13 protein-coding genes are annotated in these 19,292 nt (G+C 45.7%); 9 read left to right on the top strand and 4 right to left on the bottom strand.

Annotated elements, in window-relative coordinates:
• Positions 1-136 precede the first annotated feature (136 nt).
• Positions 137-1,420: a hypothetical protein gene (locus Q4Q54_RS18860; protein WP_311989246.1), complete on the top strand. Its 1,284-nt coding sequence runs from the start codon at positions 137-139 to the stop codon at positions 1,418-1,420.
• 380 nt (positions 1,421-1,800) lie between these two features.
• Here Q4Q54_RS18860 and Q4Q54_RS18855 read toward each other — a convergent pair whose 3' ends face one another.
• A complete protein-coding gene (locus Q4Q54_RS18855) occupies positions 1,801-2,157 on the bottom strand; it encodes a hypothetical protein (protein ID WP_115334131.1) in 357 nt (118 codons plus the stop codon).
• Positions 2,158-2,230: 73 nt separating this feature from the next.
• Positions 2,231-6,997 (bottom strand): DUF3320 domain-containing protein, encoded by a 4,767-nt coding sequence (locus tag Q4Q54_RS18850; RefSeq protein WP_311989245.1) that lies wholly within the window; start codon positions 6,995-6,997, stop codon positions 2,231-2,233.
• Between the two features lie 652 nt (positions 6,998-7,649).
• On the opposite strand from Q4Q54_RS18850, the gene Q4Q54_RS18845 reads away from it, so the two are divergent.
• A complete protein-coding gene (locus Q4Q54_RS18845) occupies positions 7,650-8,624 on the top strand; it encodes a DUF1852 domain-containing protein (protein WP_311989244.1) in 975 nt (324 codons plus the stop codon).
• A 55-nt stretch (positions 8,625-8,679) separates the two neighbouring features.
• The gene (locus tag Q4Q54_RS18840; RefSeq protein WP_311989243.1) at positions 8,680-9,759 is read left to right on the top strand and encodes a methionine synthase; all 1,080 of its coding nucleotides are present in this window, start codon (positions 8,680-8,682) and stop codon (positions 9,757-9,759) included.
• Between the two features lie 190 nt (positions 9,760-9,949).
• On the opposite strand, the gene Q4Q54_RS18835 is transcribed toward Q4Q54_RS18840, so the two are convergent.
• Positions 9,950-11,656: an amidase gene (locus Q4Q54_RS18835; protein WP_259513660.1), complete on the bottom strand. Its 1,707-nt coding sequence runs from the start codon at positions 11,654-11,656 to the stop codon at positions 9,950-9,952.
• 77 nt (positions 11,657-11,733) lie between these two features.
• Complete coding sequence (aguA, locus tag Q4Q54_RS18830; RefSeq protein ID WP_311989242.1) at positions 11,734-12,846, bottom strand: agmatine deiminase; 1,113 nt, start codon at positions 12,844-12,846, stop codon at positions 11,734-11,736.
• A gap of 542 nt (positions 12,847-13,388) precedes the next feature.
• Between aguA and mazG the strand changes: the two genes are divergently transcribed.
• The 6 genes from mazG (at position 13,389) to ispF (ending at position 19,291) form a co-directional block, all read left to right on the top strand.
• Positions 13,389-14,285, top strand: a complete 897-nt coding sequence (gene mazG / locus Q4Q54_RS18825) for a nucleoside triphosphate pyrophosphohydrolase (RefSeq protein WP_311989241.1) — start codon at positions 13,389-13,391, stop codon at positions 14,283-14,285.
• Between the two features lie 116 nt (positions 14,286-14,401).
• Entirely contained in the window at positions 14,402-16,039 is a 1,638-nt protein-coding gene (locus Q4Q54_RS18820; RefSeq protein ID WP_012587102.1) for a CTP synthase, read from the top strand.
• Between the two features lie 230 nt (positions 16,040-16,269).
• The gene (eno, locus tag Q4Q54_RS18815; RefSeq protein WP_006082616.1) at positions 16,270-17,565 is read left to right on the top strand and encodes a phosphopyruvate hydratase; all 1,296 of its coding nucleotides are present in this window, start codon (positions 16,270-16,272) and stop codon (positions 17,563-17,565) included.
• Positions 17,566-17,664: 99 nt separating this feature from the next.
• Entirely contained in the window at positions 17,665-17,964 is a 300-nt protein-coding gene (gene ftsB, locus Q4Q54_RS18810; protein WP_086010657.1) for a cell division protein FtsB, read from the top strand.
• A gap of 12 nt (positions 17,965-17,976) precedes the next feature.
• Positions 17,977-18,768: a 2-C-methyl-D-erythritol 4-phosphate cytidylyltransferase gene (gene ispD, locus Q4Q54_RS18805; RefSeq protein ID WP_311989240.1), complete on the top strand. Its 792-nt coding sequence runs from the start codon at positions 17,977-17,979 to the stop codon at positions 18,766-18,768.
• A 37-nt stretch (positions 18,769-18,805) separates the two neighbouring features.
• Complete coding sequence (gene ispF, locus Q4Q54_RS18800) at positions 18,806-19,291, top strand: 2-C-methyl-D-erythritol 2,4-cyclodiphosphate synthase (protein ID WP_006082613.1); 486 nt, start codon at positions 18,806-18,808, stop codon at positions 19,289-19,291.
• Position 19,292: the final 1 nt, after the last annotated feature.

Genomic DNA, 19,292 nt, shown 5'->3' with positions numbered 1-19,292 from the left:
ACATTCTCTGCCCGAACTTTTCTTAGTGGTGAAACTAACATTCTTCTACTACATTTGTTTCTCTTATAGGTGATCCAGACTACCTATACGATTGTGTAAACCAAATCGATGAAACATCTACCAAAAGGAAAGGGTAATGAAAACACAGATCGAGTCTAAAAATCTCACACTACGTCAGATAAATTTTATAAGTAGGGCATACAGAAACTTAGCGGTATTGGTTTTTACCCTAATTGCCTTATTTTCACCCTTCGCCATCGCGGCAACCTATCAAATGTCGACCCCTGCAAATGATGATGGTCAAGGAAACTTCCTATTCCTTGATAGGCACCATGTCGATTGCGGCGTTAATGCAATGAGTTCACTTCACTTGTTCAGACCTTCATTAACCGAAATTGCTTATGAATATCAGTGCACCGAAATGGGCAATGACAACAGCACTAACGTCTTTACTACTGACAATGATGATGGTGGGGGCAATGTTATTTACTTGGATCGACACACTATAAATTGTGAGAATAAAGGGCTTCAATATCTGCATTTAGAACGTCCGACCGCGAGCACAGCTCGTTATAATTACCGCTGTGGCAATCAAACGCTGAGTAATGTGACGGATTATTTTACTGCTGCAGATGACGATGGTGCTGGTAACGCAGTTTTTCTTGATAGACACAATGTGAGTTGTCCAAACAATAAGGTACTGAGCTACCTTCGACTGGAAAGACCTACCAGTAATACCATTCGGTATCATTACAAGTGCGGAACTTATAGTGATGCAACGGTTCATGGATTTACAGGAGCCTTTGCTCCGGGTCATTGGAGTATATCGGGTGTCGCAGCTTCAAGCATGAGCAGCTCGGCATTGACAGCAGTAGTCAATTCCGGAGGAGGTGGTGTAACGGCATCAATCACCATACCCGTAAAGGGAACCATCAACTTTGACTGGATGATATCCATCTACTCTGCTGGTCAATATGGAGATGTCATCAAGTACCTGATAAATGGCGTGTCTTACAATCTCTCTACAGCCGGCAGTGCTTCTGGTTCAGCTCAGGGTATCGAAGTTAATACCGGTGATTTATTTGAACTTCTGACATGGGGGACTACGCGGTCTTCCAGTTATAGCGCCAAGTTCGATAATTTCAGCTTTGTACCATTAGCAGCAATTACTCCCCAATGTGCCTTTGCAGGTGACAACCAAGGTCGTAACGATGCAGGCTTTACTGGACAAACTTTTGTTTATAGTAACACCAGTTACGGTACCAACAGATTTATGTGGGACGGCATTAACAAAGGTGAAGTGCCAATAGGTACAGGCTCAGTAACCGATGAGAATGGCAACGTATTTACTTTAGGGGCGCAAGTATCGCATCCATACGCAGACCTGTGGTATTACGAGATTTGCGTAAACACGCCCTGAGCCCTGCTAATTTAACCTGAACTCAGGATTAGAAAGTTAGAACTAGAGGCCCTCTTAGTGCTTAGATCTTTCGACCAAGAATCATCCAACCACAACAAAGAGGGCCTATACATAAGTTAATGGAAGTATTTTGTAATGTCGGTCTTTTTCTATAAAAATAGGGCTGTCACAGTTTTTAGTCTTGTAAATAAATATGAGCACTCAAAACTGATTTGGTAAAGTTGAATGTTTTTTGAAACTAAAAGTTGGTAGCTTTGTTGAGCTTGTATTTTGACTTGTTCAGAGTTTTTATATTTTCCTTAAAAAATATTTGTCTACTTTTTAAGGCAACCAAGAAAACCTTTATGGTCTACCCAATTTTGGTGAGATAAAAACTATTCTTAGTATCTAAATACATGTAAATCATAAAAAGAATCATTGTGTAAGCACGCGAATGTAATATAAGCCCCCGTTAACTTAGCCTCTTCGATTTGCCTATCTATCGTTTTGACGATTTCTATATCTCCTTTTTTTTCAATGTAGTCTCGAAAATCTTCAAGTTCCATTAGTGTTAGTTTTTTTCGTAAAACAATGATCTCATCAAACTCTTCTATTAAATATTCAATATTTTCATAGAATTCAAAAAGCTCCCCATCTTCCCCCTTTACTTTGTCATCTATGACAGCTTTCACTTCACATTTGTGATAGAACTCATACCCCTGTATTTCATCAAAAATTAAGTCGGTATCTATTAGCATTTCATTACCCCATATAAAAATAAGGATTAGTTGTTGAAATTTTTTGCTGGCGTTAATTTGTGTTCTTTGTTTTTCAGGGCAACGAAGGCTTGGCTATTGATATTTTCAACCGCTCATTCTCACAAACCAGCACATTTTTATCACACTGAATCTGTGCCAACTTGCTCATTCGCTCAGCTGCCTGAGCTGTTGCCCGTTGAAAGCCCAATAGGCCCAGAGCTGCAGAAGCTGCATCCGTCACGCTAATGGCATGGGCGTCTTGCACTGTCAGCAATAAGGCGTTGGTGAGCTCGGCATCACAGACGTTTTCCAGCTTACGGGTCGCGGTGTCGACGCTGTTCCAGTTTCTTAACTTGACTGTACTGCGGCCATGCGGCCATAACACTTCATCGCTATCTAGCTGGATTAATCCTTTGGCAACAGCGCCTGTAATGGCCTGGTCTACAGTGCGTTTAATTTTGGCGCCAACCCTTGTCAAGCCAGCAGCATTAGCTAAACGAGTAGCAACTAGGCTGGCGAATATTGGGTATTCGGTTTCAACAATACGCTCCACTGCATACACCAACATACTTAAAGGGATGGCGCTGAAATCATCGACATGCGGAATATTGAGCTTAGACACATCAGCTTTTTTATAGGGCGTAGTGCAGGCTTCAAATTCTGGTTGTTCTTCTACCCGCATTATTGGCGTTGCAATGGCCTCTGGCGCAGCAACTTTGTGTTTCACTTGTCTGGTGCTAGTGGCTTGTGCTGCCATTGTTACCATCAGTTCGTTATGTTGGGTTATGGCTTTGTCTATGAGTACTTTCAGGCGATGTAACTCTGCCTCTGGATCTCGAAACCAGTCAGTGGACCAAATGCGTTCAAAGCTCCAGCCAAGGCCTTCCAGTACACTTTGCCGCAACCTTTCGCGGTCGCGTGCCGAAGTTGCTCCATAATAGCCAGCGCCGTCATATTCCAGCGCCAATACAAATTTACTGGGGTCTTCAGGATGCTTGATGGCTAAGTCGATGTAATAACCTTGACTGCCGACTCGGGTGGCTACCTGATACCCTAAACGCTGGATTGCCTGATGCAGTAGGGCGCCAAAAGCAAAGTTTTGTTCCTGCTGTTTTTCATAGGCTTTGTTCAATTGGCCTGATTCGGCAAACTGCAAAAAGATTTGCAGTGAACGCACACCAAAAGGGCTGTCTGCGCCAACTTTCAGTTCATCACCTTTGAAGTTGGCAAACACTTCCATTGCCAATCGCGCACGTGAAATCAGTACGTTTAACCGCCGTTCGCCGCCTGGTTTGTTCAGAAGGCCAAAATTCTGGCTCAGCTGGCCTGTGCTGGTTTTGCCGTAACAAATGCTGATCAAAATAACGTCGCGTTCGTCACCCTGCACGTTCTCCAGGTTCTTTACAAAAAATTCATCACCACCTGCATGTTGTGCAAAGAATTCGTCAGTTTCTGGCTGTAAGCGGCGCTCTTTTTCCAGCTCAAGCAAGATAGCATCTCGCTGCGAAAGGCTAAACGCAACCACGCCTAACGATAGGTGAGGTTTAGTTAAAGCGTGATTCAGTACTGCTGCAACCACAGCTTTTACTTCGCCAGTATTAGTGCGAGAGCTGCCTTTGTCGTAATGCGTTTCAGGTAAATAATGAAACTTCAGCCCTGTTGCATCGGGGTGAAAGCCTGGGCTTGGGAAGGCCACTAACTTGTTTTTATAAAACTGGTCGTTGGACACTGCGATCAGTGAATCGTGGAGAGAGCGGTAGTGCCAGCGCAGCATTTTGCTTGCCGCACCACGGGCTTCCATTAATGCCAGAATACTTTCCATTTCTGCGGTGGCGCTGCTTTCCAGTTCCTCCTCTTCCAGTTCAACGGCTTTACCAAACAGGTTGCTTGGTGGCATTTGCTTACTGTCACCTACCACAATTACTTGCTGCCCGCGCAGCATTGCGCCTAAGGCATCGGGTGCTGGAATTTGACTCGCTTCGTCAAAAATCACCAGGTCAAAATCTAACGCACCTTGTTTTAGGTAGGTGGCGATGGACATAGGGCTCATCATAAAAATAGGTTTTACTTGCTGGATCACGTTACCTGCTTCCGCCAGCAATTTCCTAATAGGAATATGACGTTTTTTCTTACCTAGCTCACGCAGTACTAATTCCATTTCACCTTTAGCTGTTTTCTTCGGCAAGCGCTCGTACAGACTGTTTACTAAAAACTCTTGGGCGAAAAATAAACTGTTACCATCAATACGTTTAAAGTCGCGTAGGCTTTGTTCATGTTTATTGCGGTCAAATTGCCGTATTGCTTCTGAGCTGTCATAGGCATTGTTAACCAGACCAGAATAATAGCTAAGTTCGAATACTGTCATTAGCAAGTCTGGGGCTGCATTCCATGAGTACGCCAGTTTAGTGAAGTCCTTGATGTTATAAGGCTCAAACGCCTTAATAATCTGGTTGTAGCGCGCAAAATCGTAAAATAAGGCTGAGTTTTTCCAGCCTTCTAACCAGACATTTAGCTGCGTAAATTGCATTGCTGCTAAATCATGGTTTGGATTGCTGTCGGGGATTTGTATCAGCTCTTGCAGCGTTTGTGCCTGCACTGCAATAGCGTTACAAAGCGCTGTCAGTGAGTTTGTCTGGTCACGCAGCAGCTTTTTATCAACGCCTTTATCAATCAGTTCAGCCAATGACTGCGACAATTCAACACGGTTTACCTTTGCATAAAAGGTGTTTATCCAGCTGTGAATTTGCGTTAATTCATTGTGCTCCGAAAATTCGCCTTGCCACTGCGCGCCAAAAGCTTCAGATAACAGGGAGTGGTAGCTAGTTAGCTCTTTTTTCGTGCTTTGGTAAGTTAAAGCAGTATCTAATGCTGTAAGCCAGTCGGTAGACGAAGCGGGCAGAACGCCAAGCCAAAGCCCTGCTAGCTGTGCTTTGGCTTGGCGATAGCTGGACGATAGGAAACGCCACCATTTATCTGTTTTGCCAATCAAGCCTTGGCGGATACTCAGCAAATCGGCATCCAGCGCCTGCGTGATAAAGTGCTGTTCGCAGCTGGCTTTGAGTGATAAGAAATTAGCTAGGCAGGTCAGGCCGTTATCGATCCGCTTTTTTTCTAAAGCCCATATGGGGTTATTTACTTTAACGCTTTTAAGATCTGGCACTTCGGATAGCCAGCTCGTTGTTGAAATCAGCGGCGTGACTTGTTGCAAGCTTTGTGGTTTATCAAGCTGCAGAAAAACACTGACGGTTTGAGTTTGCGTATCAAGTTCGCTAAGCAACTGGCTAATTTCTGCCAAAGTAGAGGTTAATGCCTGCTGCAATGCAGGTGAAAAGTCAGTGCGACCAGACATCGCAAATGGATGCACTGCAGGTATGCCAATGCGTGCTAGTTGCTGTACTAATTCCGTAACCAGTTTCCTCGCATTACTGTATTCCTCAGCTATCCATTGTTCGAAGTAGCTAAAGGGGAGGGCTGGTAAGGAGTTGTCGGGATCCTTTGTCTTCAATTGCAGCAATGAGCCCAACGCTTCAATGTAATTGATACCGCTACGCAGAATAGGGGCTCGGATGGCATGCACATAAGCATCCAGCGAGGCTTTTGATTCCGCTAAATCTGAAAACTCTTGCTCCCGGTTTGCTGTTTGTGGCCGACCTTGCTCAAGTGACTCAGCAATAGAACCAAGCACAGATTTCTTGGTACTTTTGTGACTATGTAGTTCGAGTACGGCGTAGCCCATATGAGTTTCATCAAGGCGTTTTTTTACCACCTCAAGTGCTGCCATTTTTTGTGCAACAAACAGCACCTTTTTACCGAGCGCAACCGCTTCGGCAATAATGTTGGTGATAGTTTGGGATTTACCTGTACCAGGCGGCCCTTGAATGATCAGGTCCGCGCCAGACTTCATCGCCAAGATTGCTTCAATCTGGCTGGAATCGGCGTCTTTTACCAAGTGGAGTTTTTCTGGATGATTCAGATCTGCTAGATTGATCTCTGCATCGTGGGGAAAGCCATCACGAAATAAGCGGCCAATCAAAGGTAACTGTGATGGTTTTTTTCCTTCCGGCCAGCCTGTAGGGTCCAAGTCCATGTACATTTGAAACTTGCCAAAAGAGAACAGCCCTAAACCAATTTTATCTTGATGCACCCGCCATGAAGGTTGCGCTGTAATCGCATCAGCTACCGCCTGATAATAATCTGTGATGACCATCTCATCAGAATAGGCGGGAAGCATTAACTTAAACTCAGTCCTTAGTTTTGCTGCTAAGGTCAGGTTTGAACCCAGCTCTTCGCCTGTGTAGCGTAATTTGAAGCTATCTCTGGCTGATGAGCGCATTAGTTGAACAGGGATCAGAATTAAAGGCGCATATCTTGAAACCGATGAGTTTGTTGGCTCATTCCACTGTAAAAAACCAAGTGCTAAATACAGAACCTCGACACCTTGCTCTTGCAGCATGGTATGGGCTTCGGTTTCCAGTTTCAGCAGGGCTTTATCCAGCTTGGCGGGCACTAATCCGGTTTGTAGGTATTTGTCGGTGAAGCGGGCCGCTCCCTTTTTCTGTTCGAGGTATAAATCAAGAGGTGGCAATTCCGATTCATCGTCGGTCTGAAAGAATGATCCTTCATCTTCGCTGTCGGCAATTTTTTGTTGATAAGCTTCTGGCAATGGTAAAAAGCTGAGTGTGTTTTCTTGCTCAACCAGCATTTCAAATATCTTGGCAGATTGCTCATCAATAATGTCGAGGGCTTTACTACCACTGCGGTAATTCAGCTGAGGGTTGGATCGAAGACCCATATCAAGTAATTCCAGACGCGCACGTTCCAGCTGCTGCTCAACAACCATAAAAATCCATCTCCGAGATATGCTGAACAGCAATAGTTTTCACTAGGTTTTTGCTGGTGGCGTTGGTTAAAAATCTACCATATCAATGGTTGTTTCTAAAAGCAATCTTGCGGATTATTAGAATGATAAGAACAAGTCGGGCAGGAAGTGAGTGGTTGGATATTACTTTTAGGGGTCGTTAATAAATTTAACGATATTAGCTAAAGTTGATGGTGCTATTCGCCATGAGATTACTGCTCACCTCATTCCTAATTAAGAAAAATGTGTCCCAGCATTTCTGAGTATGCCCTTTTGCCTGCAAATTACTTAATCGGCCAGCCTCCTTGGTGCTATTACGCTCTACGGAATTATTTAACCAACAACGGCATGCTAATCGATCATGAATATGGCTCATGTTCTATGTGAAATAAAACCGTTTTTGTTCATGTGCCGAACCACGTATAAATGACTCCAAGCGAAATATTAGACAAGCTTGAAGTTTCACCCTAGCTAAGCCATCAGAACTTAAGTTATTGGCAATTAAGTTAAATATAACCTTAGACAGAACTCGAATAATCTCTATCAGAGTCGGGTCTAGAAGCTAGAAGCTAGAAGCTAGAAGCGCAGGGCATAAACTCAGGTTGGAAATCAGACAATGGGATACTGGATCACTATGAATAAGCATTTTACATTTACGATTAACAGCATTTGTCTCGATGAAAATTATCATCCCTCAGACAAGACGCGTATTACGACCAACTTTGCTAATTTGGCCAGAGGCAGTCATCGCCAAGCGAACTTACGCAACGCGTTAAAGATGATTGATAACAGTTTTAATGCCTTAGCGCATTGGGATAATCCTAAAGGCGATCGTTATAGCGTCGAGCTGGAAATCATCTCCGTTAATCTGGATATTGACGACAGTGGTCAAACTTTCCCATCGATTGAAATTTTGAAAACCAATATTGTTGATCATAAAACCAATAAACGTATTGAAGGTATTGTCGGCAATAACTTTTCATCTTACGTACGCGATTATGACTTTAGCGTATTACTGGCAGAGCATAATAAGGGCCAAGCCAAATTTAGTATTCCAGATGATTTTGGTGGTCTACATGGCAAGCTATTTCAGTCTTTTGTTAATTCTGATGCTTATAAACAGAATTTTAATAAGCCACCGGTTATCTGTCTCAGTGTTTCGGATAATAAAACCTACCATAGAATTGAGAATCAGCATCCCGTATTAGGGGTTGAATATCAGCCAAATGAATCGTCTTTAACTGAGCAATATTTCAAAAAAATGGGCTTACAGGTGCGCTATTTTATGCCGCCCAATAGTGTGGCGCCGTTAGCTTTTTATTTCTTTGGTGATTTACTCAATGATTACACCCATCTTGAGTTGATAAGCACCATCAGCACTATGGGAACTTTTCAAAAAATCTATCGCCCTGAGATTTATAATGCCAATGCTGTTGCAGGGAAATGCTATCAACCTAATTTGAAAAACTTGGATCATTCACTGACTCAAATTGTTTATGATCGAGCAGAACGTAGCCAATTGGCTAATGAGCAAGGCAAATTTGCCGCGGAGTACTTTATCAAACCCTACCAAAAGTTTTTTGAACAATGGTCTGCTAATTTCGTTTAGTCGCTCTGCACTTAATCGTCACGCTCAATAATTAACCCAATACGGCATCAATATCATGACAACACTACTTAATAAAACACCGCTTAACAAAACATTGCTTAACCAAACCCTGTTACCGACTTCAACGGCAGGTAGTTTGCCTAAACCTGTGTGGCTGGCAGAGCCTCAAACACTTTGGTCTCCTTGGAAATTACAAGGTGAGGAATTAATTGCCGGTAAACACGATGCACTGCGTTTGTCATTACAGGATCAACTACACGCAGGGATTGATATTGTCAGTGATGGCGAGCAAACGCGGCAACATTTTGTCACTACCTTTATTGAGCACCTCAACGGTGTTGATTTTTCAAAACGTAAAACCGTGAAAATTCGTGATCGCTATGATGCGAGTGTGCCCACGGTTGTCGGCCCAGTGAGCCGCCAAAAGTCGGTGTTTGTTGAGGATGCCAAATTTTTACGCAAGCAAACCACGCAACGGATTAAATGGGCGCTGCCTGGCCCAATGACCATGATAGATACGCTTTATGATGACCATTATAAAAGTCGCGAAAAGCTTGCTTGGGAATTTGCCAAAATTCTTAATGAGGAAGCCAAAGAATTAGAAGCGGCCGGTGTTGATATTATCCAATTTGACGAACCTGCTTTTAATGTGTTTTTTGATGAGGTAAACGATTGGGGCATTGCCTGTTTAGAAAGAGCCATTGAAGGCCTTAAATGCGAAACGGCGGTACATATTTGTTATGGCTACGGCATTAAAGCCAATACAGATTGGAAAAAAACTTTGGGCTCAGAGTGGCGTCAATATGAAGAAGTGTTTCCTAAACTGCAAAAATCGAATATCGATATTATCTCGCTTGAATGTCATAACTCCCATGTGCCAATGGAGCTACTTGAGCTCATTCGCGGTAAGAAAGTCATGGTCGGCGCGATTGATGTTGCCACCGATACCATTGAAACCGCAGAGGAAGTGGCTGACACCCTACGAAAAGCTCTTAAATTTGTCGATGCTGACAAGCTCTATCCTTGCACCAACTGCGGCATGACGCCTTTATCCCATCAAGTCGCAAGAGGCAAACTCAATGCTTTAAGTGCTGGCGCAGAGATCATCAGAAAAGAACTCTTGGCATTAAGATAAGACGCGATAAGTGCTGCTGTCTTTTTTACAGCAGCATGTTTTATAGCAGTATGAGTCTAGCTTTGTTGAAAGGGTATCGACGTCGGTATTAAAAAAACGGGATTGGCAAATTGATGCCAATCCCGTTTTCATTTCTAAGCTCATGCATTTAGTGCTTACATTTACATAGGCTTATGTATTGTCTTAGCACCTATTCACCAAGCTTTGGTGTACGTGGCGGTATCATGCGCCTTTCACCTGTTGACTCAAATGCACCTGCAAATTTAAGCAGGTTATTATCGTCATAGGCACGGCCCGCGAAGGTTAACCCCACTGGCATACCAATATCGGCCATCACGCCCATAGGCACAGTCACAGTTGGTACCCCTAAGTGACGAATCGCGAGGTTTCCGTTTGCGACCCAAACTCCGTTGCTCCAAGCGATATCGGCTGAAGCCGGATTCACATGGGCATCGGCAGGGCCGACATCTGCCACGGTTGGGAACAGCACGGCATCAAGTTTTAGCCCGTCCATCCAGTCTTCGAGATCTAGCTTACGGGTCTTCTCTAAGCCACGCAGACCATCGGGAATACTGTCGATCTGGTCATAGGATTTAAGACCACGCTTAGCCATGTTGACGTACTCTTCCATGCCTGCCGCTAAGTCACCTTCACGATTTGGCAAGGTGCCAAGATCATGGGGGAAAATCAAATGCCCAACAACATCAGCAAGTTTGTTGAGTTTAGGGTCATTGTTAGCACGCAGGAATTCATCGAATGCCCAACCCGAGAGTTCCCATAATTCATCATGGAGGAACTGAGGCGTGACTATGCCACGGTTAAACACGGTCGGCGCGCCTGGGCGGTCGCCTTCGCAATTGGAAACCAGCGGAAAATCGACTTCAATCACTTCGGCGCCAGCGGCTTCTAAGGCTTTACGTGCCGCTTCCCACAAATCGATAACCGATTGGCGGGTATGAATACGTTGACCCGTTGGGCCGCCGATACCTGGGTTTTCGCTCGTGCCAGCCAATTCATCTTTATTGATGTACATGCGCGGCACCCCAAAACGCTTACCTTTAAGCGTGTCGGCTTTAGCGGCAAGCGCCAGATAAGATGCTGGACGGACACTTGATGCTTTGGGAATTTCGACCCAAGTTTGTAGACGCCATAGGTCGCCACGGGTAATAGGATCGTCGGCCACAATCACATCCAGCACTTCGAGCATATCTGCCATAGTTCGGGTATAAGGCACCACTACATCCATGGTCGGCGTTAACGGCCAGTTACCGCGCACGGAAATCACGCCCCGTGACGGAGTGTAAGCACACAAACCGTTATTAGATGCCGGACCTCGACCGCTCGACCAAGTTTCTTCAGCAAGACCAAAAGCAGAGTAACTTGCTGCCGTGCCCGTGCCCGCCCCATTGGAAGAGCCCGAAGCGAATGGTGCAGTAAGATACTCAGCATTGTATGGGCTTTCAGCGCGGCCATAGTGACCACGCTGCATGCCGCCATTTGCCATAGGTGGCATATTGGTTTTGCCTAAGCAAATGGCACCCGCGGCGCGCAGGCGCTCGACGGCAAAGGCATCGTATTGCGCCACTAAATCCTTAAAGGCTGGGCTGCCAGACGCCGCCGTCAGCCCCTTCACTAGGTAGCTGTCCTTAGCTGTATACGTAATACCCTCAAGTGGGCTTAAGGTTTCACCACGGGCGCGGCGCGCATCTGACGCCTCAGCTTCTTTGAGCGCATCGGGATTGGGCACCACTAACGCATTGAGCTTAGTCTGCGTAGCTGGGCCGTCATACGCCTCAACCCGTGCGAGATAAGACTTCACCAGCTCCACTGCTGTGGTGCGGCCGGATTCGAGTGCTGCACGCAGCTCGGCAATGGAAACTTCAGTCACTTCAAACATTTTACGCCCTCCCGCAGAAAGCCAATTGTGGTGCAATAACCGTGACATCAAGCGTCATACTGTTCTCCTTGGTGTACTTACTTTCCAGAAGGGATCTGCTGGGTAATACAGTGGATATTGCCGCCACCTAATAAAATCTCCCGTGCAGGCACACCCACAATCTTGTGCTCAGGGAAAATTTCCTGCAGTTTTTGCGCGGCGATATCGTCGGTGGCAGGGTCAAGCAGTGGGAATACGATACGCTTATTGGTGATTAAAAAGTTCACATAAGAACCCGCTAAGCGCTCGCCCGCAGTGCGCGGTACGCCAGTGCCTTCTGTTACGCCTTTTGATTCTTCTTCGGTGCAATACAGTGGACCTGGTTGTGGCAACAGGTGAATTTTTAACTTGCGACCTTGGGCGTCAACAGTGTTTTGCAACACGTCCAGCGCGGCTTTCGAGCGTGGATATTGTGGATCGGTTTCATCGTCGGTCCAGTGCAGGATCACTTCACCTGGGCGCGCGAAACAGCACATGTTATCGATATGGCCGTCGGTTTCGTCCATATAAACGCCCTCTTCCAACCAGATAAACTGCTTAACATTTAAATAGTCGCGCAGTAAGGCTTCGATCTGCTCTTTCGTCAGGTCTGGGTTACGGTTGGCGTTCAGTAAACATTCGGCCGTGGTTATACAGGTGCCTTCACCATCGACATGGATAGAGCCACCTTCGAGGATCAACGGCGCACTATAACGGGCAAAACCATGCTGCTTGAGCATTTGTGCGGCAACCTGTTCGTCCTTATCCCATGGGAAGTACAGACCACCGTTGTGACCACCCCAAGCGTTAAAGCCCCAATCAACGCCACGGCATTCACCCTCGGCATTAACGACTACAGTAGGTCCTGTATCGCGAGCCCAGCAGTCGTTGCTGTCGATTTCGACTAGAGTCACGTGTGAAGGCATCACTTTTTGAGCTTCTGCTAAAAAGGCCTGAGGTACACCCATATAAACGGGAGTTGCCCCACCAATGGCATCGGCCACCTTAGCAAAGGTCGCTTGAGCATAAGCACCTGCAGAGCGCCAGTTATCAGGACGATATGGCCAAATCATCCATACGGCTTGCTGCGCCGCCCATTCGGCGGGCATATAAAAACCATCTTGTGATGGCTTAGTCGTTAACTGCGTGGCATCCACATTCGCGTTTGTCATGAATTTTGTCTCCAGTAATGCTCAAATCTATAAGGGTGTACGCCCAATTTGGGGCGACAGAATAGAAATACACCTAACATAATCAAATAAATCGAATGACCGTATTCATTACGCTGCGCTCATCACGAGCATTTATTACATGCACTAATCACACGTATAGTTAGGCCGAAATTGTTAGGTCTTCACTCAGTGAGTTTTAGCTTCATTGAAATATTGCTGCGTATCTTATCATTTAAGATGGCTTGCGCTAAATACTTGTATGCAGGACATAGATGAGAATTTGCGGGGTAGATAAGTCGTCAGTTTATTGTTCATGGGGTGAATATCATCACCACATGGCGCAAATGCGCTTTTAGCCAAATGCGGACCTATTGAATAAAAAAACTTAGGTTCCGATCTCGGGATCAAAATAGCGCTTTTATGTGACCTCGCTTATCATCGCGTTATTATTGCCTTTTACTAACAAGCACTGCTGAGGCGTATTCTTTTTGTTCATCCTCAGCACTAGCCCGTTTAAGTATTTATCTTTTAAGGATATCAGCATGACTTCCCACACAGAGCCATTAACTTCATTTTCGACCTCGGGACTTTCTGTAACGGGCCTTTCTATTACAGATGTTGAGCCGCTACTTAAGATAATGGAAAAACTGCGCGATCCACAAACAGGTTGCCCGTGGGATAAAGCACAAACTTTTCAAACCATAGTGCCTTTTACCTTAGAGGAAGCCTATGAGGTCGCCGATACCATAGAGCGTTTAGCCTGGGATGAGTTACCCGATGAACTTGGGGATTTATTATTTCAAATCGTATTCTATTGTCAGCTCGGTAAAGAGCAGGGGCTGTTTGATTTTGCCACTGTGATAGAGAAAATCAGCGACAAGTTAACCCGCCGTCATCCCCATGTGTTTGGTGAGCAAAATCCGCAAATAGGCGATAGCGCCCAAGCGATGAAAGCCAATTGGGAGGCGATTAAAGCAACTGAGCGTGAACAAAAGGCGCAGCAAGTGGCAGGGGGAACCCAAACTGATACTGTGGTTTCTGCGTTAGACAATATTCCTCGTACCCAACCTGCGCTGTCGCGCTCAATCAAAATTCAGCAGAGGGTGGCGCGAGTCGGTTTCGATTGGGCTGAACTTGAGCCCGTGGTCGCTAAAATCCACGAAGAAATCGATGAAGTCTTGCATGAAGTGAATCAAACTGAGCAAGACCAAGCGAAAGTGCAGTCCGAAATGGGCGATTTACTATTTGCTGTGGTGAATCTAGCTCGTCATCTTAAGGTCGACCCAGAGCAAGCGTTGCGCCAAGCTAACCTTAAATTTGAACGCCGTTTTCGCGGCGTAGAACAGTTGGCGAGTGAGAGCGGTAAAAGCATGCAAGAGCACACATTAATGGAGCTTGATGCCTACTGGGACCAAGTAAAAGCGACGGAGAAGAGATAAACGGCAAATTATCCCGATTGGTGTTTGTCGAATCGCGCCGCCTTTGGTATACTACTGCCCCGTCCTAGTGCTTTCTTACAAGCACGTATTTTCAAACTCATTTTCTCAGGTTCAGCATGACTACAAGGTATATCTTCGTTACTGGTGGCGTTGTTTCATCACTAGGTAAAGGCATTGCAGCAGCATCATTAGCTGCAATTTTAGAGGCCCGCGGTCTCAATGTAACCATCATGAAACTGGACCCTTACATTAACGTTGATCCGGGTACCATGAGCCCAACCCAACATGGCGAAGTATTTGTTACTGAAGACGGTGCAGAAACAGATCTCGACTTGGGTCACTACGAGCGCTTCATCCGTACTAAGATGAATCGTCGTAACAACTTCACTACCGGTCGTATTTACGAAGAAGTATTACGTAAAGAACGTCGTGGCGATTATTTGGGCGCAACCATTCAGGTTATCCCACACATCACTAATGCGATTAAAGAAAAAGTATTAGCAGGTGGCGAAGGCCATGATGTGGCTATCGTCGAAATCGGCGGTACTGTGGGTGATATCGAATCCTTGCCGTTCCTAGAGTCTATCCGTCAGCTCGGCGTTGAGCTGGGTCGTGATCGTACTCTGTTCATGCATTTAACCTTAGTGCCTTTCTTAGGTGCTGCAGGCGAAGTGAAAACTAAGCCAACTCAACACTCAGTGAAAGAGCTGCGTTCTATCGGTATTGCACCAGATGTGCTGGTTTGCCGTGGTGACCGTGCGATTCCTGCTAATGAAAAAGCCAAAATCTCGCTGTTCTGTAACGTCGAAGAGCGTGCGGTTATTTCATTAAAAGATGTTGATAGTATTTATAAAATCCCAGCTTTGTTACGTTCGCAAGGTTTGGATGACTTAGTGGTTAAGCGTTTCGGTTTAGAATGCCGTGAAGCGGATCTGTCTGAGTGGGAAAATGTGATTTATCAAGAAGCTAATCCAAACGGCGAAGTCGTTATTGGTATGGTGGGTAAATACATTGAACTGCCAGATGCATATAAGTCAGTTAACGAAGCATTAAAACACGCTGGCCTTAAAAACCGCGTATCTGTGACCATCAAGTACATTGATTCACAAACCGTAGAAGCCAAAGGCGAAGAAGTCTTACAGGGCTTAGACGGTATCTTAGTACCAGGCGGTTTTGGCGAGCGTGGTGTTGAAGGTAAGATCTTGGCGGCAAAATTTGCCCGTGAAAACAATCTACCGTATTTCGGTATTTGTTTAGGTATGCAAGTTGCCCTGATTGAATTCGCGCGTAATGTTGCTGGCATGGCTGATGCACATTCAACAGAATTCAATAAAGAAACACCATTCCCAGTCGTGGGTTTGATCACTGAATGGATTGACGAAGAAGGTAATGTCGAGCAGCGCCATGAAGCGTCTGACTTAGGTGGCACTATGCGTTTAGGCGCTCAATTGTGTCATTTACTCGAGGGTTCGAAAGCGGCTCAAGCCTACAAAGGCAATAGCTGTGTAGAACGTCACCGTCACCGTTATGAAGTGAACAACAAATACAGAGAGCGTTTAGAACAAGCTGGCATGATCTTCAGCGGTTTGTCTTCTGATCGTAAGCTGGTGGAAATGATCGAATTAAAAGATCACCCATGGTTTGTTGCAGGTCAATTCCATCCTGAGTTCACCTCAACTCCGCGCGATGGTCACCCATTGTTCGAAGGGTTTATTGCTGCGGCAAGTGCGCATCAAAAACGTGATCTGAAGTAAGAATATTTGAGGCCAGACCCGCGACAGTGGGGCCGGCCTTTTGCTACACTCGTCGCTACTTGAAACATAAGAATTTAATACCTCTGGGTATAAACAGCATGCGTATCAGTTGCATCTGTATGGACGCAAACCGTAAATGGAATTTTGTTATTTTCTGCGGTATGTGACTTCCATTTATTCCCATAGGTATTGGTTTTTTCTTTTATCTTTAAACTTAAATCGAGGGTGTTATGGCTAAGATTATTAACGTGATTGGTCGCGAGATTATGGATTCTCGTGGTAACCCAACTGTTGAAGCCGAAGTGCATTTAGAAGGTGGTTTTGTGGGTATGGCTGCGGCGCCTTCTGGCGCATCTACCGGTAGCCGCGAAGCGTTAGAATTACGTGATGGCGATAAAAGCCGTTATTTAGGCAAAGGCGTATTAACGGCTGTTGCCAATGTAAACGATTTAATCCGCACTGCGTTATTAGGCAAAGATGCCACTGCACAAGCTGAGCTTGATCAAATCATGATCGACTTAGACGGCACAGAAAACAAAGACAAGTTAGGCGCAAACGCGATTCTGGCTGTGTCTTTAGCGGCTGCCAAAGCGGCTGCAGCATTTAAAGGTATTCCTTTATACGCGCACATCGCTGAATTGAACGGCACGCCAGGCCAATATTCTATGCCTGTGCCTATGATGAACATCTTAAACGGTGGCGAGCACGCGGATAACAACGTTGATATCCAAGAATTCATGGTGCAACCAGTTGGCGCGAAAACCTTCCGTGAAGCACTGCGCATGGGCGCTGAAATCTTCCATACGCTGAAAAAAGTATTGCACGACAAAGGTCTAAGCACTTCTGTAGGTGACGAAGGTGGTTTTGCACCTAACTTAGCCTCAAACGCTGATGCGTTAGCCATTATCAAAGAAGCGGTTGAACTGGCTGGCTACAAGTTAGGTACGGATGTGACCTTAGCGCTGGATTGCGCCGCATCTGAATTCTACAAAGACGGCAAATACGATTTAGCGGGCGAAGGCAAAGTATTCGACTCGAACGGTTTCTCTGATTTCTTAAAATCATTGGCTGACCAATATCCAATCGTGTCTATCGAAGACGGCTTAGACGAATCAGATTGGGATGGTTGGGCTTACCAAACACAAATCATGGGCGACAAGATCCAATTAGTGGGCGACGATTTATTCGTAACTAACACTAAAATCTTAACCCGTGGTATCGAAAACGGTATTGCTAACTCAATCCTTATCAAGTTTAACCAAATCGGTTCATTGACTGAGACTTTAGCGGCCATTCGCATGGCGAAAGAAGCGGGTTACACAGCAGTGATTTCACACCGTAGTGGTGAAACTGAAGATTCAACTATTGCTGACTTAGCAGTAGGTACTGCTGCTGGCCAAATCAAAACCGGTTCACTGTGTCGTTCTGACCGTGTTGCTAAATACAACCAATTGCTGCGCATCGAAGAGCAATTAGGTGAAAAAGCGCCATACCGTGGTTTGAAAGAGATCAAAGGTCAGGCGTAATTTAAACTTTGATGTAAAAAGGCCACCACTTGGTGGCCTTTTTTGTTGTACTATCTGCTGTATATTTTTTTAATCCAAGATACTGACGCTAATTCCTCCATGAAATTTTTTGTCATTGCACTCATAGTGCTACTCGGTTTGCTGCAATTTCGTCTTTGGTCGGGAGATAATAGTCTTCCTGAATATTTCGTCCTGCAAAAACAAATTGCCGCGCAGCAAGAAGGTAACGCCAAACTTAATGAGCGTAACCAAGTGCTGAAGGAAGAAATCATCGATTTGAAAAGTGGTACCGAAGCCATAGAAGAACGTGCGCGTAACGAACTTGGCATGGTCAAAGAAGGTGAAACCTTCTATCGCGTCGTGGGTGGTGATCGCTCAGTATCGAGTCCATCCCAGTAATATGGAGTTAGGATGTCAGAGCTAGGACATTTAGATCTTGGATTAAGCGAACAATCCAATCCAGGCAGTCAATCTGAGCCGGTAATGCAAACTGAATTGCAGCGCCAAGCTGAGCATATCACTCAAGCTGTGGTGGCCATCGTTCCCGCTGCGGGCATTGGCAGCCGCATGGGCGCCGACAGACCTAAACAATATCTTGAAGTGTGCGGCCAGAGTATTCTCGGCCATACTTTAGATAAGCTGTTGTCTCACCCGCACATTTTCCACGTCATCGTCGCCTTACATCCGAATGATACTATTTTCAATACCCTGCCACAGGCCGCGCATCCCAAATTGACCACAGTGTTAGGCGGCGGTGAGCGCGCAGATTCTGTGTTGGCGGCGCTGCAAATTGCGCCCGAACATAGTTGGGCCCTAGTGCACGATGCGGCAAGACCTTGTTTGACCGCGACGGATATCGACAAGTTACTCGCATCCAGAGTGCTATTTCCCCAAGGCGCAATTTTGGCCATGCCAGTGCGCGATACCATGAAGCGCGCCAATAAACAGGGCGAAATAAGTGCTACTGTGTGCCGCGATAATTTATGGCATGCATTGACGCCGCAGTTATTTCAGGCAGCGCAGCTAAAAAATTACCTCAATGCCGCTCTGGCGGCAGGCGCGGTCGTGACAGATGAGGCTTCGGCGATGGAATGGGCGGGCATTTCACCCGGACTCGTTTCGGGCCGTGCTGACAATATAAAAGTGACGCATCCCGATGATTTGGGACTAGCCGAACTGTTTTTAATGCGTGCCGCAAAATAGTCATAATCCAAGTAAAATAATACGTTAGGAATATTAAATGAAAATCCGTATCGGCCATGGTTTCGATGTGCATAAATTTGGTGCTGCACGACCCCTCATTCTTTGCGGCGTCGAAGTACCCTATGAAACTGGCCTAGTCGCTCATTCAGATGGTGATGTGGTACTGCATGCGATTTCCGATGCGATTCTCGGCGCATTGGCGCTGGGTGACATAGGTAAACATTTCCCCGACACAGATGCCGCCTATAAAGGTGCTGATAGCCGCGTATTGCTGCGTCATTGCTATGCTTTAGCGAGGGCGAAAGGCTTTGTGCTGGGTAATCTTGACGTCACTATCATAGCGCAAGCCCCTAAAATGGCGCCGCACATTGAGGCAATGCGCCAAATATTGGCCGCAGATTTAACCTCGGAACTTGACGACATTAACGTCAAAGCGACCACGACTGAACAGCTAGGATTTACCGGGCGTAAAGAAGGTATTGCGGTAGAAGCCGTGGTATTGATGACCCGTAAACACGATTAAC

The organism is Shewanella sp. SP2S2-4, assembly GCF_031932025.1.
GTDB lineage: Bacteria > Pseudomonadota > Gammaproteobacteria > Enterobacterales > Shewanellaceae > Shewanella > Shewanella baltica.
The sequence above is the reverse complement of the archived record's forward strand: the minus strand, read 5'-3'. Positions and strand labels throughout refer to the sequence as shown.